The organism is Rathayibacter festucae DSM 15932, from assembly GCF_004011135.1.
Taxonomy (GTDB): Bacteria; Actinomycetota; Actinomycetes; order Actinomycetales; family Microbacteriaceae; genus Rathayibacter; species Rathayibacter festucae.
Genome location: NZ_CP028137.1, coordinates 2,266,458 through 2,291,489 on the forward strand (window position 1 = coordinate 2,266,458; position 25,032 = coordinate 2,291,489).

Below are 25,032 nucleotides of genomic sequence, written 5' to 3' on the forward strand. Positions count from 1 at the left end.
CGGTGGATCTCGATGCGCCCGCTGCGCGGGCTACTCGATCAGCATGAAGGGGGCGCGTCGCGACTCGATGCGACTCGGAGACGCCGGCACCGCCGCATGCCGGTCGAGTAGCCCCGCAGGGGCGTATCGAGACCCACCGTCGCCGGCCGGCCCGGCGCCCGCCGTCAGTTGATGGGGGTCGCGCCGTCGCAGGTCGGCAGGGCGTCGGTGTCGCCCGAGGCGACGCCCTTCAGCGCGGCGAGGGAGTCGTCGAGGGTGGCGACGCTGAAGACCTGGAGGCCGTCGGGCACGTGGCCGACGACCTCGTTGCAGTTGTCGGCGGGCGCGAGGAAGTACTGCGCCCCCGCGTCGACCGCGCCGAACATCTTCTGGCGGATGCCGCCGATCGCGCCGACCTCGCCCGCGGCGTCGATGGTGCCGGTGCCGGCGACGGAGGCGCCGCCGTTCAGCGCGCCCTCGGTGAGCTTGTCGATGATCCCGAGCGCGAACATCATCCCGGCGCTCGGCCCGCCGACGTCGTCCAGCTGGATGTCGACCTCGAACGGGAAGTCGAAGGCCGCACCGGCGACGATGCCGATCACGGCCGCTCCGTCGTTGTCGACCGGGGTGACCTGCACGTCCTGCTCGGCCCCGTCCCGCTCGATGGAGAGGGTCACCGGCTGCTGCGTGCCCGAGGCCTGCACGGCCGCGCGGAGGGCAGGGACGTCGGCGACCGGCTCCCCCGCGACAGCGAGGATCTCGTCGCCGGCCTCGAGCGCACCGGCGGCGGGCGAGTCGTCCGGGACCTGCGCGACCGCGACCCGCTGCCCGATCGGATAGCCGAGCTCCGTGAGCGCCGCGGCGATCGCCTCCTGCTGCGAGTCGGTCATCTCGGCCTGGTTCGCCTGGTCCCGCTCCTCGACCGTGGAGGACGGCGGGAAGATCTGCGCGACGGGCACGACGGCCTTGGTGCGGTCGAACCAGGCGCTCGCGACCTCGATCCAGGTCGGCAGGCTCTGCGGGTTGCCGACCACCGAGACGGTGAGCATGTCGAGCGTGCCCTCGGTGGGATAGGTCGTCTCGTCCGGGATCGAGATCAGCGGAACGTCCTCGCCGCTCGTGCCGAGGGTGTCGAAGACCGGGCCCGGCTGCTCGATCACGTAGGGGGCGGGGGTGACGCCGAGCCCGACGACGAGTGCGACGCCGGAGAAGAGGACCGCGGGCCCGACCCAGGCGCGCCGGCCGCGCGGGGAGGAGGGGCGCGGGTCGACGGAGAACAGCAAACGGGGGCCTCTCTGGGGACGTGCGGGGCGGCGGCGCCGGCGTGTTCGCGGCGGGCGGAAGCGGGTCGGGGCCGGGCGGTCGACTTCACGTCGTGGCTCCGGACGCTCGGGCTAACGTAGCTTGCACGACTGGGAGTCGTGTCACGATCCGTCGCCCGAACCGGGTGTGCAGAGGCCGGCTCCGTGCGATGAGAGAGGGCTCCCCGAATGGCCGAAGGCGACAACGCGGACCGACCGGGCGGCGGCTCGGAGGACGAGTTCCGCGACATGCTCCGGCAGTTCCTCTCGGGGAACGGCCCGATCGACCCGAGCCAGCTCGCGGGCGCCGCCGGTCTGCCGAACGACCCGGTCGCGCTGCAGAACCTGCTCTCGCAGCTGCAGAGCGCGATGCAGCAGTCGGGCGGCGGGATCAACTGGTCGCTCGCGCTCGAGCAGGCGAAGCAGCTGGCGCGCGCGGACTCCGTCCCGGTGACCGACGCCGTCCGCGCCCCGCTCGACGGCGCCTTCGGCGTCGCGGCGCTCTGGCTCGACGAGGTCGCCTACGTCTCCGAGCTGAGCCGTCCGCCGCGCACCATCAGCCGGCTCGAGTGGATCACGCTCACCATGCCGGTCTGGACGCAGCTCGCCGAGCCGGTCGCCCTCAGCATCTCGGACGCGCTCACCGGCGTCATGCGCGACCAGGCCCCCGAGGAGATGATGGCGATGATCGCCGGCGCCGAGGACATGATGCGCGGCATCGGCGGCACCCTCTTCGCCCTCCAGCTCGGCCAGGTGGTCGGCCAGCTGGCCGCCGAGGTCGTCTCCGGCGGCGACATCGGCATCCCGCTGCTCGAGGAGAACGACGCGGCGATCCTGCCGCAGAACGTCGCCGCGTTCGGCGAGGGCCTCGACATCCCGATCGATCAGGTGCAGATCTACCTCGCGGTGCGCGAGCTCGCCCACGCGCGGCTGTTCCGGCACGGCAAGTGGGTCCGGCTCGCCCTGATCTCGCAGATCACCGACTTCGCCCGGGGCATCACGATCGACACCACCCGCCTCGAGGAGCTGGCTGAGAACTTCGACCCGTCCAACCCCGAGGAGCTGCGCGACGCGATGACCTCCGGCGCGCTGATCCCGCCGAAGACGGAGGAGCAGCTCGCCGCGCACGGCCGCCTCGAGACGATGCTCGCGCTGATCGAGGGCTGGGTGGACGTGGTCACCGCCGCGGCGACCACCCGCCTGCCCAGTGCCGGCGCGATCGCCGAGACCGTCCGCCGCCGTCGCGCGTCCGGCGGGCCCGCCGAGTCGGCCTTCGCCACGCTCGTCGGCCTGGAGCTGCGGCCGCGCCGCCTCCGCGAGGCCGCCGCGATGTGGCAGGCCGTCACCGACGCGGTCGGTCCGGAGGCGCGCGACGCGCTCTGGTCGCACCCCGACGTGCTGCCCGGCTCGGACGACCTCGACGACCCGTCGGCCCTCGTCGCGCGGCTGAGCGCCGAGGCCCGCGGCGAGACCCCGGAACCCGACGAGATGGACCGCGCGCTCGAGGAGCTGCTGAACGGGACGACGCCCGCGGCGCCGGAGGGCGAGCAGCCCGAGGCAGGCACCGACGGCGGCCGACCGGACGACGACGGCACCGCTCCCACCGGCGACCGACCGGTCTGATCCCCGCGCGGGAGGGGTCCACGACCTGTGGACAACTCCCGCGCCGCCCGGCCGCTCTCGGCCATGATCGCCCGATGGTCCTCCGGCTCGATCCCCGCTTCCCCCTCGTCTGGCGCTCCGCGACCGCGATGCAGGTCGGACTCGACCACCCGCGGGTCGTGCTGGAGGGCGTCGGCTACGCCGAGGAGCTGCTGGTGCACGCGCTGCGGGTGGGCACCAGCGCGGGCACGGCGCGGCTGATCGCGACGCGCGCCGGCGCCTCGGACGCGCGCGTCGACGAGCTGCTCGCCACGCTGCGCCCGGTGCTCCTGCGGAGCATCGACCCGGATCCGCCCGCGCCGCCACGGGTGGTCGTCGAGGGTGTCGGCTCGGCGGCCGACGCCCTGCGCAGCCTGCTCCGCGACGAGGGCTGCGAGCTGGTCGCCGAGAACGCGGTGCCCGCTCTCGCGGTGCTCGTCGCCGACTACGCCGTCGCTCCGGCGCGCGCCGCGCACTGGCTCTCGAGCGACGTGCCCCACCTGGCCGTCGTCTTCGGCGACGAGGCGGTCCGCATCGGCCCCCTCGTCGAGCCGGGCGGCGGGCCCTGCCTGCACTGCGCCTACCGCGACCGGATCGACCTCGACCCGGAGTGGCCGCGGCTGGTGATCCAGGTCCTCGGCACCACCGCATCGACGCGCACCGCCCTCTCCAGTGCCGCGATCGCGGTCGCGGCGGCCGACGCGGCGCTCCGGCGGCTGCACGCCGGCTGGACCGGGCTGCGCAGTGTCGAGCGCACCTACTCCGACGCCTCCGGCTCGTTCAGCGAGCGGCGACTGGAGCCGCACCGCGGGTGCGCGTGCCGATCTCTGCGAGGAAGCGCGACGGCTCCCGCCGCGTGACCCGGCCCACGGTGGACTGCGACCAGGAGAGCCGCAGCCGCTGACGCGCGCGGGTGATGCCGACGTAGAGCAGCCGGCGCTCCTCGTCGATCGCCTCGAGGCCGCTCGCGTAGGAGATCGGCAGCAGGCCCTCGGTCAGGCCCATCAGGTGCACCGACTCCCACTCGAGGCCCTTGGCGGAGTGGAAGGTGGCCAGGGTGACGGCCGCGCGGTCCGGCTCGTGGTGGACCTGCTGGCGGGCGAGGAGGTCGTCGGTGAACTGCTTGAAGCTCCAGCCGGCGGGCGCCTCGTCGACCAGCCGGGCGAGCGTGTCCAGCGACTCCCAGCGCTCGCGCACGGCGCCCGGTGCCGACGGCGGCTCGGCGCTCCAGCCGAGCGAGCGGAGGACGTCGCTGACCGACTTGAACAGCGGCTCGCCGGAGATCGAGACCGAGGCCGCGCGCAGCTGCATCACCGCCTGCTTCACCTCCGGCAGGTCGAAGAAGCGCTTGCCGCCGCGCAGGTGCGCCGCGACGCCGCGCTCGTGCAGCGCGCGCTCGAGGATCGCGGACTGCGAGTTGGTGCGGAAGAGGATCGCGATGGCGGAGGGGCGCACGCCCGCCTCGATGTCGGCGGCGACGCGGGCAGCCACTCCCCTGGCCTCCGCGACGTCGTCGGGGTAGGCGTCGATCGCCGGCTCCGGGCTCTCGGCGGCGGCGGGGGCACTCGCGACGGAGTGCAGCACGAGGGCGCCGGGCCGGCCGCGCATCAGCCGGTTCGCGGTCTGCACGATCGGCGGTGCCGAGCGGTAGTTCTCCTCGAGGCGGACGACCGTCGCGGCCGGCCAGCGCGAGCCGAAGTCGAGCAGGTAGTCGGCGCGGGCGCCGGCGAAGGAGTAGATGGTCTGGCTCGCGTCGCCGACCACGCAGAGGTCGCTGCGGTCACCGAGCCAGAGCTCGAGCAGCCGCTGCTGGAGCGGGTTCACGTCCTGGTACTCGTCGACGACGAAGAAGCGGTACTGCTCCCGGACCTGCATCGCCATCGCCGGCTCGGACTCGAGCATCCCCGCGGTGACCAGGAGGACGTCCTCGAAGTCGATCTGCCGGCGCTGGTCCTTCAGCCCCTCGTACTCGTCGACCATCGCGACGGTCTGCTCGAGGGTGAGCCGTCCGGGCAGCGCACGGGTCCGGGCGGCCACCGCGTACTGCTCGAGCGAGAGGGCGGACACCTTCCGCCACTCGATCTCGGCGGAGAGGTCGCGCAGGGTCGCGGTGTCCAGCTTCAGCCGGAGCCGCTCCGCGGCATGGCCGAGCAGCCGCGCCTTGCCGTCGAGCAGCTGCGGCATCGTGCCGCCGACCAGCTGCGGCCAGAAGAAGCCGAGCTGCGAGAGCGCGGCGGCGTGGAACGTCCGGGCCATGACGCCGCCCGCCCCCAGGACGCGGAGCCGGGAGCGCAGCTCGGCGGCCGAGCGGCTGGTGAAGGTGAGCGCCATCACCCGGGCCGGCGTGTAGACGCCGGTCGCGACGCCGTGCGCGATCCGGTGGGTGATGGTCCGCGTCTTGCCGGTGCCCGCGCCGGCCAGGACGCAGACCGGGCCGAGCAGCGCCTCCGCCGCCTCGCGCTGCCCCTCGTCGAGTCCGTCGAGCAGGGTCACGCGACGATGGGGCCGTTCTCGAGCGCTCCCCCGTACCAGTCCTCGATCATCGCGCGGGCGATCGACGAGCGGCCGGGCAGCAGCACCGACTCGAGCGAGTCGTGCAGCTGCTGGCGGGTGAACCAGCGCAGGGCGACGATCTCCTCGCCGTCCGGGAGCAGGTCGGCGGGGGCCTGGTCCTCGGCGAGGCGGGCGGTGAAGCCGATCATCAGCGAGGCGGGGAACGGCCAGGGCTGCGAGCCGAGGTACTGCGGGTCGACGACGCGCATCCCGGACTCCTCGAAGATCTCGCGGACGACCGCCGCCTCGAGCGACTCCCCCGGCTCGACGAAGCCGGCCAGCAGCGAGAAGCGGCCGGTGCCCCACATCGCGTTCGAGCCGAGCAGCAGGCGGTCGTCGGCGTCGAGGACGCAGACGATGATCGCCGGGTCGGTGCGCGGGAAGACCTGGCTGCCGTCGGCGGGCGAGCGGCGGACCCAGCCGCCCTGCTCGATCACGGTGGCCTCGCCGTTGCGCGGCGAGAAGCCGTGCGAGGCGTGCCAGTTGACCATCGCGAGCGCCTCGGTGAAGAGGCCGGCGTCGCGGTCGCTGAGGTGCTCGGCGAGGGTGCGCAGGGCGCCCCACGCGGCGTCGTCGGGCTCGAGGGCGCTCGCCTGCTCGTCCGTCAGCACCGCGGCGACGACAGGAGTGCCCGCGGGCTCGCCCTCGGCGTCGACGGTGGTGCGGCCGAGGTAGAGGCGGAGGGCGCCGGCCGGCACGTCGGCCGCGGGGCGCAGGGCGAGGCGCTCGCCGTCGACCAGGGCGCGGTCGCCGCGCAGGAGGACGACCCGGGTCGCCGCATCGGCGTCCAGCTCGTCGAAGAGCTCGGGGCGCGCCCGGGCGAGGTAGTCCCGGTCGACCGCCTGACGGGCGAGCGGGAGGCGGTCGGAGAAGGACGGGATCATGCGGGCTCATTTCGAAGCGGTGCCGGGGGGACGGCCGGTGCGGGGCCGAGGAGGTGGCGGGTCGGGCGGCGGCCGGGAGGAGCGCGGCTCCTCGACGGCATCGGCTGGTCAGCGCGTGGCGACCGGCCGGTCGGGCGCCCGGCGACCTACCCTGGTGAGCATGGCCAGATCCCATCTCACTCTAGCCGCGCTGGCCACTTCGGCCGTCGAGGGCCTCGACGTCCGGACCGCGCGCGAATTCACGCACTCGACGCACGGGGACTTCGACTCCGCGCTGCTGACCACGCGCGACGGCGCCCGCCTGGTGGTGCGCGTGCCGACCTCGCCGCTGGCCGAGCAGGAGCAGCTCGGCGACCTCGTCGCCCTGCGCGCGCTCACCGCCGGCATCCGCAGCCGCCTGCCGTTCGATCTGCAGGAGAGCATCGGGCAGACGCCGTTCGACGGCACCCGCGGCGTCGTCTACGAGTACCTCGAGGGCGACCGCGTGCTGATCGACGACGTCGAGGCCTCCAGCGGTCTCGCGGACTCGGTCGGGCGCGCGATCGGCGCGATCCACTCGCTGCCGGCGTCGTTCGTGCAGGAGGCGGGGCTGCCCGTCGCCTCGGCCCGCGACAGCGTCAACGAGACGGTCGCCGTCATCGAGCGCGCCGCCGACACCGGCCACGTGCCCGCCGCGCTCGTCGCACGCTGGGAGTCGGCCTCCTCCGACGAGGCGCTCTGGCAGTTCGACCCGACGGTCGTGAACGGCTCGATGACCTCCGACTCCTTCCTCCGCTCCGGCGACTCCGTCAGTGCCGTGCTCGGCTGGGCGGCGCTGCGCGTGGGCGACCCGGCCCGCGATCTGCACTGGCTGCTCAGCGCCCCGGGGGCCGGCACGGCGTTCGCCGCGTACTCGCGGATGCGCGCCGGCGCGGTCGACCGCACCCTCCGCCAGCGCGCTCAGCTCTACGCCGAGCTCGAGCTGGCCCGCTGGCTGCTGCACGGCACCGAGACCGAGGACTCGGCGATCGTCGACGACGCGGTCGGGATGCTCGACCTCCTGGTCGACAGCGTCCTCGGCGATCTGTCCGCGCCGCTGTCCACCGACACCGGACCGGTGCTCGAGGTCTCCGAGGTCGAGGAGCTGCTGAACCGCACGCCCGGCGCGCGGACCGGCTCCTCCGCTCACGGCCGCGGGCTCGCCCCGGTCGCCGAGGAGAGCGACTCCGAGAGCTCGCGCTCCGAGTAGAAGCGCTCGGGCCGCAGCACGAGGTCGTCGGCGACGAAGTAGAACACCGCGTCGACGCTCTCCAGCGGCACGCCCTTCCAGCGCGAGTAGGCGAGCCGGTACAGCGCGAGCTGGAACTGCTTGAGCTCGAGATCGGCCGCGTCCTTCGGGGCGCGGCCGGTCTTCCAGTCGACGATCTGGAAGCCGTCCTCCGTCCGGTAGACCGCGTCGAGCTTGCAGACGACGACGTGCCCGGCCAGCTGGAGGTGGATCTCGATCTCGACGGCCTCGGGGCGGCGGTCGGCCCACTCCGAGCGCTCGAACGTCTCGATCAGTCGGGCGAGCTGCTCGCCCTCCGCTCCGGCCGCGGTCGCTCCGCCGTCGTCGAGCTCGTCCGGGAAGGTGTCGACCGACTCCGCCTCGCCCTGGATGCCGAAGCGGTTCTCCACCCAGGAGTGGAACGTGGTGCCGAGCCGGGTCTGCCGGTACGGCCGCTCGGGCATCGGCCGGCGCAGCTGCGCGACGACCTCGGCGGGCGTGCTGACGATGTCCTTGAACCGCGAGGCCGGGATGCGGGTCGGCAGGCCGACGCGCTCGCCGCCCGCGAGGCGCACGGCGCGCTCGGCGAGCAGCAGGCGGATGTCCGCGCCCCGGGCGCCGAGCAGCGCCGGCTCGGCGACGCGCACGCGCTCGGCCGCCGCGCGCACCCGGTCGCCGCGGGCGCCGAGCGGGTCGTGCGGCCAGTGGAAGGTGCGCGGAGCCTGCTCGAGCGGGTTCTCGAGGTTCGACGGCTCGACCGGCAGCTCCGGGAGGGTGCGGGCCTCGGCGAGGTCGCGGAGGAAGACGCCGGGTCCGCGCGGCTTCGCCTGCCCCGCCCACCACGAGCCGCTCAGCAGCAGGTGGTGCCGGGCCCGGGTGACCGCGACGTAGGCGAGCCGGCGCTCCTCGGACTCGTTGCGCTCGCGCAGGGTGTCGCCGAAGTCGGCGATCGCGTCGACGACCTCCTTCTGCGTCGCGCAGCCGCGCCAGGCGAGGTCCGGCAGCTCGGCGGCGTCGCCTCGGAAGGCGTACGGCATCGCACCGAGGCGCACCCAGCCGCGGAAGCCCTCGACCGGAGTGCCGGGCAGCTCGCCGTCGACCATCCGCGGCACGGCGACCAAGTCCCACTCCAAGCCCTTCGAGCCGTGGATCGTCAGCAGCTGGACGGTGCCGGGCTCCGGGTCCTCGGGCCGAGGCGCGAGGCCGTCGCGCTTGTCCGCCAGCACGAGCCAGCGGAGGAAGCCGCGGAGCGACGAGCCGGTGCCCGCGCCGCGGTCGTCGGTCTGCAGGTAGCCGGACACCGCCTCGCGGAACGCCTCGAGATTGGCGCGGCCGTCGCTGCGCGACTCGTTCGCCTCCACCTCGATGTCGAGGCCGAGCTCCTGCTCGACCAGCGTGACGAAGTCGAGGAGGTCGAGGCCCGCCCGGGCGCGGAGGCGGGCGAAGAGCGTGCCGGCGTCGTGCAGGCGGCGCAGGCCCTCGTCGCTGAACGAGGACAGCGCGGAGTGGTCGAGCCGGCCGTCCTCGCCGGGGCGTCGCGAGGCGATGAAGTCGAGGGCCTCGATGATCGAGCCGCCCTCGCCCTCGGTGACCGAGGCGCGCATCCGCTCGCGCACCTCCTCGGGCAGCAGCCGGTGCGCGTGGTCGCGCGAGGCGAGCCAGGAGGCGAGATCGCGGAGTGCGCGCAGGTCGCGGACGCCGAGGCGCCAGCGCGCTCCGGCCAGGAGGCGGACCAGCTCGCTGCCCGCCGCCGGGTCCTCCACCACGGTCAGCGCGGCGACGAGGTCGGCGATCTCGGGCTGCCGCAGCAGGCCGCCGATGCCGAGGATGTGGTACCGGACGCCGTGCCGGGAGAGCGCGGCGGCGAAGCGGTCCATGTGCGCGCGGACGCGGAAGAGCGCCGCGGCCGACGGCGGCGCCTCCCCGCGCTCGGCGCTCTCGGCGAGCCGGCCGGCGAACCAGCGCGCGACGTCGTCGGCCTCGTCCTCGATCGTCTCGGGGAAGGTGAGCTCGACGGCGTGGTCGGACGCGCCCGGCCCGGCGGCGAGGCGGTCGACCGGGACGGCGCTGCCCGCGGTGAGCGGCGCGACGACGGCGTTCGCCGCGGCGAGGACGCCGTGTCCGTTCCGCCAGCTGGTCGACAGCGAGAAGCGGGCCGCGGAGCCGAAGTCGAGGGCGAAGCGGCCGAGGCCCTCCGCGCTCGCGCCGCGCCAGCCGTAGATCGACTGGTGCGGATCGCCCACGGCCATCACGCCCTGCTCGGCGAAGAGCCGGGCGAGCAGGCGGGTCTGCAGCACGGAGGTGTCCTGGTACTCGTCGAGCAGCACGACCCGGTAGCGGGCGCGGTGCTCGTCGACGACGCGGGGCACGCGCTCGATGATCCGGAGCGCGAGCGCCACCTGGTCCGAGAACTCGACGAAGCCGCGCTCGGCCTTCGCCTCCTGGAACCGCTCGGCGAGCGCCGTCAGCACCGGCAGCGCGCCGACGGCCTGCAGCGCCTTCTCGAGCTCGCGGTAGAGACCGGAGCCGCTGGACCCGCGGGGCAGCTCGCCGAGGCGGAGGAAGTCCTCCGCGAAGCCGGCCACCTCGGCCGGGTCGGCGAGGTTGTCGGCGAGGTCGTGCGCGAGCGCGACGGTGAGGTCGGTCAGGCGGTCGATGCTCGCCTCGACCTCGAGGATGCGCGGGTCGGCGGTGTCGGCGACGACCCCCCGCGCGAGGTGCCAGGCAGACGCCTCCGAGAGGACGGTCGCATCGCCCTCCCGCCCGATCAGCGCCGCGTTGTCGCGGAAGATCGTGTTCGCGAAGGCGTTGTAGGTCGAGACGGTGGCGGCCTCGAACGGGTCGGGCTCGGTCTGGCCCTCGCGCAGCGGCAGCAGGCCCGCGGCCCCGAGCTGGTCGATGCGGCGGCCTATCCGCTCGCCGAGCTCGGCGGCGGCCTTGCGGGTGAAGGTGAGGCCGAGGACCTCGGAGGGAGCGGCGAGCCCGTTGGCGAGCAGCCAGAGCACGCGGTTCGCCATCGTCTCGGTCTTGCCGCTGCCGGCGCCCGCGACGACGAGGGCCGGGGCGAGCGGCGCCTCGATGACGGCGCGCTGCTCGACGGTGGGCGGGCGGAGGTCGAGGGCCTCGGCGATGGTCAGGGCGTCGATCACGGGCGGGGTCCCTCCTCGGGGGTCGCGGCGGAGTCGGGAGCGGGGTCGGCGGCCCGAGCGGGGTCGGCGGCGGGGTCGGGGTCGGCGGCGTCCAGGGAGGAGTCCTCGGGAGCCGCGGTCTCCTCCTCGTCCGTCTCGACCTCGTCGAGCGCCAGCCGTCCGTCGCCCGAGACCTCCGGCACCGCGTGGATCCGGTACCGCAGGGCGTCACCCGGGGAGAAGGGGACCGCGTCGAGCAGCCCCGAGAAGCCGGCCGACGCCATCCCCCGGGCGGCGGCGCGGACCCGCTCGCGCAGCGCCTCGAGCTCCTCCTCGCCGAAGCGGGGCTGGACCACCTCGCGGTAGAGCGACCCGCGGACGCCCTTCGCGACGAAGAGCAGCTTCGCGCCGCCGCCCTCGTCCGCGCCGGCCGCCTCGATCGCGCCGCTCGCCACGGCGAGCTGGTAGCTGCCGAGCTGCGCGTGCTCGGCGATGTCGGCCTGGCGCGGGGTGCTCCGGCCGGTCTTGAGGTCGACGATAACGACCGAGCCGTCCGGCGCGCGCTCGACGCGGTCGATCGAGCCGCGGATCCGCGCCGGCGGCACGTCGATCTCGAACTGCTGCTCGCGCCCGAGCACTGCTCCGCCGCCGCGCTCGAAGTCGGCGAGGTAGGCGGCGAGGCCCTCGACGAGGCGCCGAGTCACCCGCAGCTGCCGCTCGCCGAGCCAGGGCGACTCGAAGACCAGCTCGGGCCAGCGCGACTCCAGCTCGGCCCAGAGCGCCTCCGGCTCGGTGCTCGCCGCGTTCTCGAGCACCCAGTGCACGAGCGTGCCGACCCCCATCGCGGTGCTCGTGGTCGAGCCCGACACGGCGTCGACGAACCAGTCGAGCGGCGAGCGCTCGAACGCCTCGAGCCGGCTGGGCGAGACCGAGACCGGCCGCTCGGGATCGTCGAGGTCGAAGAGCGGCTCGGTGGTGGAGGGCTCGAGGACGCCGTACCAGGAGGCCGGGTCGGCCCCCGCCACCTCGGCCAGCGTGAGTGCGCGCAGCCCGCGGATCGCGCCGGGCGCCTCGGCCGAGTTCGGCGTCGTCGCGGTCCGGCGGAGCCCCGCGACCGCCCCGCGCAGGGTCAGCGGCACGGCCGAGGCCGCGTCGAGCCGGGGCGCGTCGGGCGGCGTGAGCCGGAAGAAGAGGGACGGCGTCTCGTCCTCGCCCGCGACGGCACTGAGCACGAGCTGGCGCCGGGCGCGGGAGGCGGCGAGCGCGAACATCCGCAGCTCGTCGTCGAGGGTGGCCTTCCGGCCGTCGAGCGGCAGGTCGCCCTCGCCGCGCGCGTGCCGGATCAGCCCGTCCGGGTCGAGCAGCGAGCCGCGCTGCCGCAGATTCGGCCAGACGCCGTCCTGCAGCCGCGCGACCACGACCACGTCGAACTCGAGACCGACGACGGAGGAGGGCGTGCCGATCAGCACCGCGTCCTCGACCGAGCGCGGCGCCAGCGTGTCCTCCGGCACCTCCGCCTCGAGGATCTCGGTGACGAAGCCGATCGCCGAGTGACCGGGCGCCCGCTCGACGAAGCGCCGCGCCGCGCTGAAGAGCGCGACGACGCCGTCGAGGTTGCGGTTCGCCTCGGCCGCGGTGAGACCGGTGCCGAGCGCCAGCTCGCGCCAGGAGGAGGCGACGCGGCTCGACTCCCAGGCCGACCAGAGCAGCTCCTCGATCGAGCCCTGCTCGGCGTGCAGCCGGCGGACCCGGTCGATCGTGACGGCGAGGCGCTCGGCCTGTCGGGCCGGCCCCGAGTCGATCGTGGCGAAGCGGCCCGGTGCCTCCAGAGCCTCCACGAGCAGCGGATCACTCGCGCGGATGCCCCCGCCTGCGAGCTCCTCCGCGCGCAGAGCGAGCCGCAGCCGCCGCAGGCCGAGCCGGTCGACCCCGCCGAACGGACCCAGCAGCAGCTCCGCCGCCAGCTCCGCGTCCAGCGGGCGCTCGCCCACTGCGACGCCGATCAGCACGAGCAGCGCCCGGGCGGCGTGGTCGTCGCGCAGGGCACGGCCGGCCAGCACGGAGCGCGTGGGCACCTCGGCGACGGCGAGCGCCTTCAGCAGCGGCTGCACGGCCGCGCCGGAGCGGACGACGACGGCCATCCGGCGCCACGGCACGTCGTCCCGGAGCCGCCGCTCGCGCAGCAGTCGCGCCACCGTCGCCGCCTCGCGCGCCGCCGTCGGAGCGTGCAGCACCAGCAGCGGGGCGGGCGCCCCCTCCTCGTCGGCGGAGGCCTCGGCGGCGCGCTGCCGACCGGCCGCAGCGGTGCCGATCCGCTGCGTCGCCGCGGAGACGAGGGCGCGCAGGGCGGCGCCGTGCCGGTGCACACGGCCGAGCACCAGGGTCTCGGCGTCGCGCACGCCGATCGCGGGGCCGAAGCGGCCCAGGGTGTCGGAGGCGGCGCCGCGGTAGGCGCTCGTCGCGACGTCCGGGTCGCCGAACGCGAGCACGGTGACGCCGCGCGCGGCGAGAGCACGCAGCAGCACGACCGTCGACTCGCTCGCCTCCTGCATGTCGTCGACGACGACGAGGCGGAGCGCCCGGATCCGCTCGCCCCCGCCGCCGTCGCGGATCGTCTCGGCCGCGAAGGCCGCGAACTCGGCGGCGTCGAGCTTCGTCCCCGCCTGCGGGGCCATCCAGTCGACGACGTCGCGGAACTCCTCGAGCACGGCGGCGGCGGCCGACCACTCGCCGCGGTCCGCGTCCACGGCCAGCCGGCGGATCGCGGCGGTGTCGAGGCCGTGCTCGGTGGCCCGCATCCCGAACTCGCGCAGCTCGGTGCGGAAGGTGCGCAGCCGCAGCACCTCGGGGCTGAACTCGTCGGGCCAGCGCGGCCCGGTGCCCTCCTCGAGGTGCCCCTCGAGCAGCTCGGAGAGGATGACGTCCTGCTCGCCACCGGTGAGGAGGGTCGGCCGGTCGATCCCGAGCTCCTTGGCGGCGGCGGTCACGGCCTCGAAGGCCAGCGAGGTGGCGGTCCGCGCCAGCGGACCCCGCGTCGGGACGCCCAGGCGCAGCGCGAGCACGTCGCGCAGAGCGGTCGCCGCCGTGCGGCTGGCGGCGAGCACGGCGATCGACTCCGGCTCGTAGCCGCGCTCGAGCACGCGCTCGGCGACGAGCTCGACGATCGTGCTCGTCTTCCCCGAGCCGGGGGCGCCGAGCACGGCGGCGCTGCGGCCGTCCGGCAGGGCGAGGACCGCGCGCTGCGACGGGTCGAGGACGAGCCCCCCGCCGGCCGAGCCGTCGCGGGCGGGAGCCTCGTCGGAGGCGGGTGCCGGGGTTCGAGGAGCGCTCACGCGACCACGCTAACGAAGACCGCCGACACTGCCGCGCGCCCTCGGGCGGCCCCTCCCGAGCCGGGTCCGCTCAGCGCGAAACCGGCGTCGGCCGCGCCGCGCGGTCCCGTATCCTGACAGCCACGTCCCCTCCCGAAAGGCACTGCTGGTGGAAATCCGTATCGGAATCGTCAACACCCCGCGCGAGCTCAACTTCGAGTCCTCGCTGTCCGTGGCCGAGGTCGAGAAGACGGTGACCACCGCGCTCGAGGCGGGCGCCAAGGTCCTCCGCCTGCGCGACGAGAAGGGCAAGATCTACATCGTCCCCACCGAGACCATCGCCTTCGTCGAGGTCGGCTCCGAGGAGTCGCGCCGCGTCGGCTTCGTCGCCTAGCCCCTCCCGCACGGTCACGTCGTGGAGCTCCTCTTCGTCACGCTCGGCGGGATCCTCCTGGGCCTCGCCGCCCGGTACGGGCTGCCGCACCGGCACCTGCACGGGTCGGTCCTGATCCCGGCGCTCGGCGGCGTCGTCGCCGCCGTCGTCTGGGTCGCACTGACCTGGGCCGGTCTGCCCTGGGACGGCGGACTGATCTGGATCCTCGCGCTCGGTCTCGCGGCCGTCGCGGTCCTCGCGGCCGACGTCGCGCTGGGCCGGGCGCGCACCCGCCGCGACGACGCCGCCCTCGAGGCGATGCTCGCCGGCCGCGTCGCCCCGGACCGCGTCGCTCCCTGAGCGCCGCCCACCACCACGCGAAGGCGCGGGAGTCCCGGACTCCCGCGCCTTCGTCGTTCCCTAGCCGCCTCCTCAGGCGGGCAGCGCTCCGACCGGGGTCGTCGCGGCGAGCGCCTCCGCCACCGCCGCGCGGATCGGCTCCACGATCGGCAGCACCCCGGCGAACTCCGCGGCCAGCCGCTCGGCCGCCGCACTGAGCGGCCCGCCGCCGATGATCACCGCCTCCGCCCCGCCCGCCTGCGCCCGCAGCACCGCGGCGTGCAGTTCGCCGTGCAGCCGGTCCGGGTCCTCGAGCTCCTCCGCCGGCGACGCCGTGAGGAAGCAGCCCGCGTAGGCGTCCAGGCTCCCCGCGTCCGCGACGAGCGCCCGGAGCACCGGCTCGAGCCGGCCGGTCGTCGTCGCGATCGCGAACCGGCGGCCGCCCGCGCTCGCGGCGCGCACGGCCGCGGCTCCGATGCCCACGACCGGCAGCCCCGTGGCCTCCGCCGCCTCGGCGGCACCCGGATCGCCGAACGCGGCGACCACGATCGCGTCGGGCGCGTGCAGCAGCACCGCGCGTCGAGCCGCGGTCACCACGTGCGCCGCCGCGGCGGAGAGAGCGGAGGGCGTCGTGATGATCGACGGCCCCTGCGCCACCGTCTCCCCCACGACCCGGACGTCCTCCCCGCGCACCGCATCGCGGGCGACCGCGACGAGGAGCCGGGTGGTCGCGACCGAGGTGTTCGGATTCACGACGACGACGGTGCGCTGCACGCTCAGTCCTCCGCCATCGGGCGGCCGACGGTCTCGCGCGGGAACTGCACGGCGATCGCGCAGATCGCGAACAGGCCGGCGAGCAGGGCGAACATCCCGCCGACCCCCGAGGCGTCGAGCACGGCGCCGGCGAGGAGCGGGAACAGTCCGCCGGAGAGCGAGCCGAGGGCGAGGATCACCGAGGTGCCGAGGCCGCGGATCCGCGTGGGGTACTGCTCCGGAGCGAACAGCCAGATGGTGGTGTTGAGCACGATCACCGAGAAGTTGAAGAGGAAGCCGAAGACGAGCACCAGCGCGACGGTGGTGCCGAGGAAGCCGAAGCCGAGACCGGCGCCGATCCCGAGCAGGGCCGCGACCGTGAGCGTGAGCTTGCGCGGCAGCCGGCGGGCGGCGAGGGCAGCGACCAGCGCTCCGACCAGGGAGCCCGACTGCATCACGAGGGTATACCAGAGCGCACTGGTGATGTCGAAGCCGCGGGAGGTGAGGATCAGCGGGATGAGGGTGAGCATCGAGATCTGCGCGGCGTAGGACATGCAGACCGCGACGCCCAGGGCGATCGTGGTCCGGCGGTGGCGGCGGCCGAAGAGCTCGGTCCAGCGCGGGGTGCTGACGGCGGTGACGGGCTGATCGGCGGCACCGCCCAGGTAGTCCACCTCGTCGGTCACGGGGCGGTGCAGCCGGCCCTGAGCGAGACGATTGATCACGGTGTTCGCCTCGGCGACGCGGCCCCGGGCCGCCAGGTAGCGGGGAGTCTCGGGCAGCGCGCGCCGGTAGACCACGACCGCGAGCGCGGGGATCACCAGGATCCCGAAGAGCCAGCGCCAGCGGTCGTCGCCGGTGAAGACCGAGAAGACGATGACGCCGAAGAGCGGGGCGAGCATGTTGCCGAGACCGGCGGCCGCGACGTTGATCAGGCCCACGGCGGTGCCACGGTGCTTGGCCGAGAAGAACTCGGCGAGCATGATGACGGCCGTCGCGATCTCGCCGCCGAGACCGAGGCCGACGAGGAATCGCGCGGCGACCAGGATCTCGTAGCTGGGCGCGAAGGCGCAGAGCAGCGAGCCGACCGCGAAGATCATCAGGTTCGCGCCGAGGAGGGTGCGCCGCCCGATCCGGTCCATCACCACTCCGGCGAGGACGCGGCCGAGCGCGACCGCCGTGAAGGTCGCCGTGTTGAGCAGGCCGATCTGCGCGCCCGCGAGTCCCCAGTCGGCGGCGAGGATCGGGCCGGCGACGCCGACCGTGTTCTGCTCGATCGCGTCGAAGAAGACGCCGAAGAGGATCATCGCGACGATGCCGAGGTGCGCGCTCGTGACTCCGATGCGCGAATAGGCGGCCTCGATGCGGTCGCCCATCGTCGTGGCGGGGGGCGGATTGGTGACGGTGCTCATGGGGCGGGTCCTTCCGGCGGAGTGGCGTGGGAGGCGCTCGGTATACCGAGGCACGTCGATCACGGTAGATCCGATCCGGCGCCAGGGTGTTTCGGGCAGATGAAGACGGCGTTACAAGGGCCGACGGGTCTCTCCTGCACCGCCCGCTACCCTTCGAGGACGGAGAACGGGTAGACCGACAGGAGCACCGATGCCGACGAAGAGTCCCGCGCAGACGATGTCGCAGCGGGTGTACGAGGAGCTGCGCACGCGCATCCTCGACGGCCGGCTGCCGGCGGGCGAGCCGATCCGCGAGCGCGATCTCGCCACCGAGCTCGCCGTCTCGCGCGTCCCGATCCGCGAGGCGCTACCCTGGCTCGAGCTGGCCGGCCTGGTCACGGTGCGCCCGCGCAGCACCGCCGTCGTCTCGATCGTCCGGCGGCGCGATGTCGAGGAGCTCTACGACATCCGCTCGGCGCTCGAGCCGCTCGTGGCCCGCAAGGCCGCAGAGGCGGTGGCCCGCGGCGCCGACGCCTCGGCCCTGACCGCCGTCGTCGCCGACGCGAGCGCCGCCCTCGCCGCCGGCGACCTCGCGCGCTTCCACTCCGAGAGCGGCCGCATCCACGGCGCGATCGAGGCGATCGCGGGGAACCGGCTCCTGATCACCACGATGCAGCCGCTCGACGAGCGCAGCAACCGCCTGAACATCGCCAACATCCAGGCGGAGCCGGGCGTCCGGCACGACGAGCACGTGCGCCTCGCGGAGGCGATCGCCGCCGGCGACGCCCCGCTCGCCGTCTCCGTCGCCCACGCCCACGTCGAGTGGGGCCGCGCCCGCACCGTCGCCACCCTGGCCCACGTCCCCGGCTTCATCGACGACTGACGCAGCGGCCGGACCATGCTGATCGAGTAGCCCGCGAAGCGGGCACACCATGCTGATCGAGTAGCCCGCGAAGCGGGCGTATCGAGATCCACCACCGCCGGCAGGACGACTCTGCAGACCCGCCCTGCTTGCGACGGCGGGTCTCGATACGCCCCTCCGGGGCTACTCGACCAGCATGAGGCGCGGCACAGGCCGAGCTCCGGCACGCGGATCTCCCTCGGGCACGCGGGAACCGGCGAATCCCGCGAGCCGGAGGCGATTCCGCGAGCCGGAGGCGTAGGAGCCCCGGCCCCCACCGGCGCCGGGGCCTCAGGCCGTCAGCCCGAGCGCGTCCATCCGGCGGGTGTGCGAGGCGATCAACTCGGTGAAGACCGGCTCGATCCGGGACTCGTCCGAGTCGGGGTTGCCGGAGCCCATCAGCGCCGAGCGCGCGACGAGCAGCGTGTCGCCCACCAGCCGGCGCCCCCAGACCGCGAGGCGGGAGCCGAGGCGCTCGTCCGCGGCGATCTCGCGGCGGAGGATCGCGACCAGTCCGTCGACGCCGGTGTCGGCGCCCAGCGTCTGCGCCATCCGCGGGCCGACGTCGTTCGGCAGCCCACCGGTGAGCCGGATGAAGAAGTCGTCGAGGAGCCCGGCGGTGATGTACGCCGACAGCAGCGTCTCGTGCAGGTCGGCGCCGCGGGTGAGGTGCTCGAAGGTGTCGATGGCCGGCCGGAACGGCGCCATCGCCTCGCTCGGCTCGACGTCGCGGCGTCGCAGCTCGGCGACGACCGCGTGGTGCTTCGCGAGCGCCGTGCCCGCCGCCGCGGAGATCGCCTCCTTGTCGGCGAGGTCGTCCGTGCCCGCCACCCCGCGGGCCAGCGCCTCGAAGACGGCGAGCTGGAGGTAGGCCACCTGACCGAGGTAGGGCAGCAGCTGGGGGCTCAGGTCGGCGAGATCGACGCGGTCGCGCTTGCTCGTCGACTCTCCGCGCGGGGTCAGTCGGGGGGCTTCGCCGAGCGGACGTCGACGTCGGAACCAGGCTGCCATCCGATCAGTGTAGAGCGCGCACCGCCCGCGGTTCCGGGCCCGAGGACCCCCGTGGCGGTAGACTCGCCGGGATGTCACCGGCGCTGGATCGGTGACCCTGCGCCCGAGTCGTACAGGGGCGTGGACCGTTCGACACGACAGGCGCTTCACTCCGTGACTTTCTCCGACCTCAACATCGACGACGACATCGTCGCCGCACTCGCCGCCAAGGGCATCCTCGAGCCGTTCCCCATCCAGGAGCAGACCATCCCGCTGGCCCTGCAGAAGCAGGACATCATCGGGCAGGCCAAGACCGGCACCGGCAAGACCTTCGGCTTCGGCCTCCCCCTCATCCAGGCCCTCGGCAACGACCCCGAGCCCGGCGTCAAGGCGCTGATCGTGGTGCCGACCCGCGAGCTGGCCGTGCAGGTCACCGAGGACATCGAGCTCGCCGCCTCGAACCGGCCCACCAAGATCGTCTCGATCTACGGCGGCAAGGCCTACGAGGGTCAGATCGAGCAGCTCAAGGCCGGCGCGCAGATCGTCGTCGGCACCCCGGGCCGCCTGCTCGACCTCGCCGGTCAGCGCCTGCTCTCGCTCGCGAGCGTGCAGACGATGGTCCTCGACGAGGCCGACAAGATGCTCGACCTCGGCTTCCTCTCGGACATCGAGAAGCTCTTCGCGCAGACCCCCGCGACCCGCCACACCATGCTCTTCTCGGCGACGATGCCCGGCGCGATCGTCGCCCTCGCGCGCCGCTTCATGAACAAGCCGATCCACATCCGCGCGACCGACCCCGACGAGGGCATCACGCAGGCGAACATCAAGCACATCGTCTACCGGGCGCACTCGCTCGACAAGGACGAGGTCATCGCGCGCATCCTGCAGGCCGAGGGCCGCGGCAAGACCGTCATCTTCACCCGCACCAAGCGCGCGGCCGCCCGCATCGTCGAGGAGCTCAACGACCGCGGCTTCAACGCCGCCGCCGTGCACGGCGACCTCAACCAGGAGCAGCGCGAGCGCGCGATGGCCGCGTTCAAGGCCGGCAAGAAGGACATCCTGATCGCGACCGACGTCGCGGCCCGCGGCATCGACGTCAACGACGTCACCCACGTGATCAACCACACGATCCCGGACGACGACCAGACCTACCTGCACCGCGTCGGCCGCACCGGCCGCGCCGGGAAGACCGGCATCGCCGTCACCTTCGTCGACTGGGAGGACCTGCACAAGTGGGCCCTCATCAACCGCGCGCTGGAGTTCGGCCAGCCCGACCCGGTCGAGACCTACTCCTCCTCGCCGCACCTCTACGAGGACCTGGCGATCCCCGTCGGCACGAAGGGCCGGCTGAAGCCGACCCCGATCCCCGCCGAGGCGAAGGCGGACGCCCGCCCCGAGCGCGCTCCCCGTCAGCGCGAGCCGCGGGAGCCGCGCGAGGGCGGCCGCGAGCCGCGCCGCCGCAGCCGCGGAGACTCCGGTGAGACCACTCCCGCCGCGACCGAGGGCGAGCCGGTGCAGACCGGCCAGGCCCCCTCGAGCGAGAGCAAGGAGCACCACGACGGCAACAGCGAGCCCCGCCGCCGCACCCGCCAGCGCCGCCGCAGCCCCCGCCCGGACGGCTCGGCGTAGCAGCCGCTTCATGCTGGTCGAGTAGCTCCGCAGGAGCGTATCGAGACCCGGCCTTGAGCAGCGCGAGCTTCTGACGCCGGCGGATCTCGATACGCCCGCTCCGCGGGCTACTCGATCAGCATGACGTGGCGCGACTGCCAGCGACCGCCGCGGAGCATGCCGGGCGCGACCGCCTCTGACTTGCGCCGCTCCATGCTGGTCGAGTAGCCGCGCAGCGGCGTATCGAGACCCACCCCGCCAGTCCGACCGCAGGGCTCAGCCCGCCCGCGCCGCCCCGCGGATCGCGTCGACGGTCGCGCGCTCCGTCGTGTTCTCGCCGAGCCGGTTCGGCTTGCCGGTGCCGTGGTAGTCGCTCGACCCGGTCGTGACGAGGGAGTACCGCGCGGCCAGCTCGCGCAGCCGCCGCTTGCCCGCGGCGGTGTTCTCCCGGTGCTCGACTTCGAGGCCGAACAGCCCCGCGTCGACCAGCTCCGGCAGCATCGACTCGATCGCGATGCCGCGGGTGCTCGTGGCGGGGTGCGCGATCACGGGCACGCCGCCCGCGGCCCGCACGAGCCGCACCGCCTCGACCGGGTCCGGGGCGTAGTGCGGCTGGAAGTAGCCCCCGCGCCAGTCGAGGATCCCCGCGAACGCCGCCGAGCGGTCGGTCGCGAGCCCGCGGGCGACCAGGGCGTCGGCGATGTGCGGCCGCCCGATCGTGGTGCCGGGGCTGGTCTGCGCCAGCACGTCGTCCCAGGTGAGGTCGTAGTCGGCCGCTATCGCCGCGACGATGGCCTGCGCGCGGTGGGAGCGCTCCGAGCGGATCCGCGAGGTCTCGGCCACGAGGCCGGGGTCCTCCGGATCGGGGAGGTACGCGAGCACGTGCACGCTCGCCCAGCCGACCCGCGAGGAGAGCTCCATCCCGGGCAGCAGGTCGATGCCCGCCTCCTCGGCCGCGGCGATCGCCGCCGCCCAGCCGCGGGTGGTGTCGTGGTCGGTCAGCGCGACGCCGTCGAGACCGGCCGAGGCGGCCGCGCGGACGAGCACCTCGGGCGGCTCGGTGCCGTCGGAGACGAGCGAGTGGGTGTGGAGGTCGTACCCGCCTCCGGGGACATGCATCCGGCCATCGTAGACGCGCGTCCTGCGGACTCCCCGGGACCGATGCCCTAGCCTGGGCCGGGATGGGGACACGACTGGTCAAGTTCGCGGTGGCGCTCGCAGTGGCGATCGTGCTGCTGGTGGTCGCGGCACCCGGCTTCTTCGGCCTCGCCGGTCAGACGCCCTTCGCGCAGCTGGTCTCGTTCCGCGCGGCCACCGCCTTGGCCGGGGTCGCCGGAGCCGTCGTCCTCGTCGTCGTCGCGGTGCTCGTCGAGCCCGTGCGCCGGCTCGCCCTCGTCCTCGGCGCCCTCGGCGTCGCCCTCGCGCTCGTCCTCGGCGGCCTGCAGGCGGTCCGCGGCGACGACTCCGCCCCGCCCCGCGCGCACCGCCTCGGCGACCTGCGCGTCCTGAGCTGGAACCTCCTGCACGACGGCGTCCCCGCCGAGACCGTCGCCGCGCTCGCGGACGCGAACGCCGCCGACGCGGTCGCCCTGCTCGAGGTGTCGCAGGAGCGCGCCGAGCAGGTCGGGGACGCCCTCGCCGCCGCCGGCCGCCCGATGATCCTGCACCTGGTCCCGGGCACCGGGCCGAGCGACGGCACGGCGCTGCTGCTCTCGCCCGCCCTCGGCGGCTACTCGGTCGACGCGGCGAGCACGCCGACCGCGACCAGCGCCTCCCTCGTCGCCCGCCCCGACACCCCGGAGCGCCCGGTGATCGCGGCCGTGCACACCACCGCCCCGCTGCCCGCCCACGCGACCGAGTGGCGCAGCGACCTGGCCAGGCTGGCCGACCTCTGCACCGCCGAGGAGGACCTCGTCGTCCTGGGTGATCTCAACTCGACGCTCGACCACTGGTCGGCCCTCCCGGGTGACGCCGACCTCGGCGGCTGCACGGACGCCGGACGGCTCGCGAACGCCGCGGCCGTCGGCACATGGCCGACGAGCCTCCCGCCGGCCCTCGCCGCTCCGATCGACCACGTGCTGTTCTCCGGTCGCTGGGACGTCTCCGGCTTCGACGTGCTGGACGACCAGGACGACGCCGGCAGCGACCACCGCCCCGTGCTCGCGCAGCTCTCGGTCCGCGGGATGGTCAAGGAGTCGTCCTGACCCCTGCCCCCTGACCCTGCCCCGGCCGCCGTGTCGGGCGCAGGGAGGAGAATGGCGGCATGACGAACACGGACGAGCAGACCACCACCGCCGCACCGGAGACCGTCGCCGCCCCCGCACCGCGCGCGACCACGAACCGCTCCACGACCCCCGGCTCCGACCGGTTCCGCGACTTCATCGCGTCCGGCTGGGCCGAGCGCGAGGAGACCCTCCCCGCGCCGCGCGAGCAGGCCGCCTTCGCCGCGCGCCGCCGCGAGCGCCTCTCGGCCCTGCACACCGGCGTCCGCCTGATCGTGCCGGCCGGGCGGCTGAAGCAGCGGGCCAACGACACCGACTACCCGTTCCGCGCGCACTCCGCCTTCACCTGGCTGACCGGCTGGGGCTCGGACTCGGAGCCCGGCGCCGTGCTGGTGCTCGAACCCGCGGGCGAGAGCCACACCGCGACGCTCTACTTCCGCGAGCGGGCCGGCCGCGACTCCGACGAGTTCTACGCCAACTCCGAGATCGGCGAGTTCTGGATCGGCCCGCGCCCCTCGCTCGCGCAGGTCGCGGCCGACCTCGGACTAGAGACCCGTGGCATCGCGGAGCTCGACGCCGTCCTGGACGCCGGCGAGGCGCCGGTCGCGGTCCTCCGCGAGGCGGACCCCGTGGTCACCGCGCGCGTGGACGCGCGGTCAGCCGATGCGGAGTCCGACGGCGACGCCCTCGAGCGCGACCTCTCCGAGCTGCGCCTGGTCAAGGACGAGTACGAGATCGCCGAGCTGCGCGCGGCCGTCGACGCCACCGCCCGCGGCTTCGAGGACGTCCTCGCCGACCTGCCCCGCATCGTCCGGCACGAGCGCGGCGAGCGCCTGATCGAGGGCGTCTTCAACGGCCGCGCCCGCGCCGACGGCAATGCGGTCGGCTACGACACCATCGCCGCCGCCGGTGCGCACGCCTGCATCCTGCACTGGACCCGCAACGACGGGCCGGTGCGCCCCGGCGACCTGGTTCTCCTCGACGCCGGCGTGGAGCAGGAGAGCTACTACACCGCCGACATCACCCGCACCTTCCCCGTCGACGGCCGCTACACCGAGGCGCAGCGCCGCGTGCACGAGACGGTGCGGGAGGCGGCCGACGCCGCGTTCGCGATCGTCCGGCCCGGCATCCGCTTCCGCGAGGTGCACGCCGCCGCCATGGCCGTGATCGCCCGGCGCACCGCGGAGTGGGGCCTGCTGCCGGTGAGCGCCGAGGAGGCGCTCGAGGCCGACAACCAGCAGCACCGCCGCTACATGGTGCACGGCACCAGCCACCACCTGGGCCTCGACGTGCACGACTGCGCGAAGGCCCGCCGCGAGATGTACCTGGACGGGATCGTCGAGGCCGGCATGGTCTTCACGATCGAGCCGGGCCTCTACTTCCAGCCCGACGACCTCACCGTCCCCGCCGAGCTGCGCGGCATCGGCGTGCGGATCGAGGACGACGTCCTCGTGACCGCCGACGGCGCCGAGAACCTGTCGGCCGGCATCCCCCGGTCCGCCGACGACATCGAGGCGTGGATGGCGCGGCTGGCCGGTTGAGGCCCTATCCGGACGGATCCGGGTCGAGGTCGGTGTCGCTCAGGCGGCGACGGCCTCGGCCGGGTTCTGCCGGGCGACGGCGCGGGCGAGCCCCTCGAGCAGGACGGCGAGTTGCCCGGCGGGCGCCGCCGGATCCTCCGGGTGCCACTGCACGCCGACGATCGGCGCGTCGCGGTGCTCGAGCGCCTCGACGACGCCGTCCTCCGCTCGGGCGACGACCCGCAGCCCCGGGGCGAGGGCGTCGACCGCCTGGTGGTGCGCGCTCTGCACGGCGAGCGCCTCCGCGCCGAAGAGGCCGCCGAGGGTCGAGTCCGCGGCGAGCACCACGTCGTGGCGGTGCATGCGCTCGTGCACCGGCGCGTCGGCGTTGAGGTGCGCGGCCTCCGGGCCGAGGTCGGGGACGAGCGTGCCGCCGAGGGCGACGTTGACGATCTGGAGTCCGCGGCAGATGCCGAGCAGCGGGGTGCGGCGGGTCAGCGCCCGGCGCACCAGGGCGATCTGGGCGGCGTCGGCCTGCTCCGCGTGCGGGCCCTCGCCGGCGTAGCCGCGGGCGACGCCGTAGCGCTCGGGGGCGACGTCCTCGCCGCCGGCCAGCACGATCGCGTCGGCGCCGAGCGTGCGCTCGAGCAGCCGCGCGGTGCCGAGGTCCTCCGCCGCGAAGCGCTCCGCCTCCCAGCCGAGCTCGCGGGCGAGGCCCAGGATGCGGCCGTTGAGCATCTGCACGTAGGCGTGGTACTCGTCGCGTCCGGGGCGCGTCGAGGCGACTTCGACGATGGCGAGCGTTCCTGGCATGCCTCCATCCTGGGCACGGGCGGGCAGCGGGTCGAGTCGCGACGACACGCTCGGTAACACAGGGCCCGTACGATCACGG

General features: G+C 74.6%; 20 protein-coding genes. 9 read left to right on the forward strand and 11 right to left on the reverse strand.

Annotation, left to right across the window (positions count from 1 at the left end; translation table 11 throughout):
* Positions 1 to 164: 164 nt before the first annotated feature.
* Positions 165 to 1,262, reverse strand: coding sequence for a YlbL family protein (locus C1I64_RS10630; RefSeq protein ID WP_123734057.1), 1,098 nt, complete (start codon positions 1,260 to 1,262; stop codon positions 165 to 167).
* A 207-nt stretch (positions 1,263 to 1,469) separates the two neighbouring features.
* On the opposite strand from C1I64_RS10630, the gene C1I64_RS10635 reads away from it, so the two are divergent.
* Both C1I64_RS10635 and C1I64_RS10640 read left to right on the forward strand, forming a co-directional pair.
* Positions 1,470 to 2,903, forward strand: coding sequence for a zinc-dependent metalloprotease (locus C1I64_RS10635; RefSeq protein WP_127887181.1), 1,434 nt, complete (start codon positions 1,470 to 1,472; stop codon positions 2,901 to 2,903).
* A 74-nt stretch (positions 2,904 to 2,977) separates the two neighbouring features.
* Complete coding sequence (locus C1I64_RS10640) at positions 2,978 to 3,781, forward strand: hypothetical protein (RefSeq protein ID WP_127887182.1); 804 nt, start codon at positions 2,978 to 2,980, stop codon at positions 3,779 to 3,781.
* Here C1I64_RS10640 and C1I64_RS10645 read toward each other — a convergent pair.
* Positions 3,702 to 5,414 carry an ATP-dependent helicase gene (locus tag C1I64_RS10645; RefSeq protein WP_127887183.1) on the reverse strand — a complete coding sequence of 571 codons (1,713 nt, stop codon included), beginning with the start codon at positions 5,412 to 5,414 and terminating at the stop codon, positions 3,702 to 3,704. The two genes, C1I64_RS10640 and C1I64_RS10645, sit on opposite strands and share 80 nt — an antisense overlap.
* Positions 5,411 to 6,358 carry an NAD(+) diphosphatase gene (gene nudC, locus C1I64_RS10650; RefSeq protein ID WP_123705101.1) on the reverse strand — a complete coding sequence of 316 codons (948 nt, stop codon included), beginning with the start codon at positions 6,356 to 6,358 and terminating at the stop codon, positions 5,411 to 5,413. The genes C1I64_RS10645 and nudC overlap by 4 nt, the downstream gene beginning before the upstream one ends.
* Before the next feature lie 160 nt (positions 6,359 to 6,518).
* Between nudC and C1I64_RS10655 the strand changes: the two genes are divergently transcribed.
* Positions 6,519 to 7,586 carry a phosphotransferase gene (locus C1I64_RS10655; RefSeq protein WP_123705102.1) on the forward strand — a complete coding sequence of 356 codons (1,068 nt, stop codon included), beginning with the start codon at positions 6,519 to 6,521 and terminating at the stop codon, positions 7,584 to 7,586.
* Here C1I64_RS10655 and C1I64_RS10660 read toward each other — a convergent pair.
* Positions 7,523 to 10,753 carry an ATP-dependent helicase gene (locus C1I64_RS10660; protein WP_123447584.1) on the reverse strand — a complete coding sequence of 1,077 codons (3,231 nt, stop codon included), beginning with the start codon at positions 10,751 to 10,753 and terminating at the stop codon, positions 7,523 to 7,525. The genes C1I64_RS10655 and C1I64_RS10660 overlap by 64 nt on opposite strands.
* Complete coding sequence (locus tag C1I64_RS10665; protein ID WP_127887184.1) at positions 10,750 to 14,064, reverse strand: ATP-dependent DNA helicase; 3,315 nt, start codon at positions 14,062 to 14,064, stop codon at positions 10,750 to 10,752. The genes C1I64_RS10660 and C1I64_RS10665 overlap by 4 nt, the downstream gene beginning before the upstream one ends.
* A gap of 148 nt (positions 14,065 to 14,212) precedes the next feature.
* On the opposite strand from C1I64_RS10665, the gene C1I64_RS10670 reads away from it, so the two are divergent.
* Entirely contained in the window at positions 14,213 to 14,437 is a 225-nt protein-coding gene (locus C1I64_RS10670; protein WP_123447586.1) for a DUF3107 domain-containing protein, read from the forward strand.
* Positions 14,438 to 14,458: 21 nt separating this feature from the next.
* A complete protein-coding gene (locus C1I64_RS10675; RefSeq protein WP_123447587.1) occupies positions 14,459 to 14,776 on the forward strand; it encodes a hypothetical protein in 318 nt (105 codons plus the stop codon).
* Positions 14,777 to 14,848: 72 nt separating this feature from the next.
* Here the strand turns inward: C1I64_RS10675 and C1I64_RS10680 are convergent, their stop codons facing one another.
* Together C1I64_RS10680 and C1I64_RS10685 are read right to left on the reverse strand one after the other, a co-directional pair.
* Positions 14,849 to 15,529 carry an aspartate/glutamate racemase family protein gene (locus tag C1I64_RS10680; protein WP_208645115.1) on the reverse strand — a complete coding sequence of 227 codons (681 nt, stop codon included), beginning with the start codon at positions 15,527 to 15,529 and terminating at the stop codon, positions 14,849 to 14,851.
* Between the two features lie 2 nt (positions 15,530 to 15,531).
* Complete coding sequence (locus C1I64_RS10685; RefSeq protein ID WP_244209448.1) at positions 15,532 to 16,920, reverse strand: MFS transporter; 1,389 nt, start codon at positions 16,918 to 16,920, stop codon at positions 15,532 to 15,534.
* A gap of 190 nt (positions 16,921 to 17,110) precedes the next feature.
* Between C1I64_RS10685 and C1I64_RS10690 the strand changes: the two genes are divergently transcribed.
* Entirely contained in the window at positions 17,111 to 17,782 is a 672-nt protein-coding gene (locus C1I64_RS10690; protein WP_127887185.1) for a GntR family transcriptional regulator, read from the forward strand.
* Positions 17,783 to 18,091: 309 nt separating this feature from the next.
* Here C1I64_RS10690 and C1I64_RS10695 read toward each other — a convergent pair whose 3' ends face one another.
* Positions 18,092 to 18,811, reverse strand: coding sequence for a ferritin-like fold-containing protein (locus tag C1I64_RS10695; RefSeq protein WP_123447589.1), 720 nt, complete (start codon positions 18,809 to 18,811; stop codon positions 18,092 to 18,094).
* Positions 18,812 to 18,964: 153 nt separating this feature from the next.
* Between C1I64_RS10695 and C1I64_RS10700 the strand changes: the two genes are divergently transcribed.
* Positions 18,965 to 20,419: a DEAD/DEAH box helicase gene (locus C1I64_RS10700; RefSeq protein ID WP_127887186.1), complete on the forward strand. Its 1,455-nt coding sequence runs from the start codon at positions 18,965 to 18,967 to the stop codon at positions 20,417 to 20,419.
* 107 nt (positions 20,420 to 20,526) lie between these two features.
* On the opposite strand, the gene C1I64_RS20750 is transcribed toward C1I64_RS10700, so the two are convergent.
* Positions 20,527 to 20,652, reverse strand: coding sequence for a hypothetical protein (locus C1I64_RS20750; protein WP_279630166.1), 126 nt, complete (start codon positions 20,650 to 20,652; stop codon positions 20,527 to 20,529).
* A 22-nt stretch (positions 20,653 to 20,674) separates the two neighbouring features.
* Positions 20,675 to 21,517 (reverse strand): PHP domain-containing protein, encoded by an 843-nt coding sequence (locus C1I64_RS10705; RefSeq protein WP_127887187.1) that lies wholly within the window; start codon positions 21,515 to 21,517, stop codon positions 20,675 to 20,677.
* 62 nt (positions 21,518 to 21,579) lie between these two features.
* Here C1I64_RS10705 and C1I64_RS10710 point away from each other — a divergent pair, with 62 nt between their 5' ends.
* A complete protein-coding gene (locus C1I64_RS10710; RefSeq protein WP_127887188.1) occupies positions 21,580 to 22,602 on the forward strand; it encodes an endonuclease/exonuclease/phosphatase family protein in 1,023 nt (340 codons plus the stop codon).
* Between the two features lie 59 nt (positions 22,603 to 22,661).
* A complete protein-coding gene (locus tag C1I64_RS10715; protein WP_127887189.1) occupies positions 22,662 to 24,161 on the forward strand; it encodes an aminopeptidase P family protein in 1,500 nt (499 codons plus the stop codon).
* Between the two features lie 39 nt (positions 24,162 to 24,200).
* Here the strand turns inward: C1I64_RS10715 and C1I64_RS10720 are convergent, their stop codons facing one another.
* Positions 24,201 to 24,953, reverse strand: coding sequence for a gamma-glutamyl-gamma-aminobutyrate hydrolase family protein (locus tag C1I64_RS10720; RefSeq protein WP_127887190.1), 753 nt, complete (start codon positions 24,951 to 24,953; stop codon positions 24,201 to 24,203).
* Between the last annotated feature and the right edge of the window lie 79 nt (positions 24,954 to 25,032).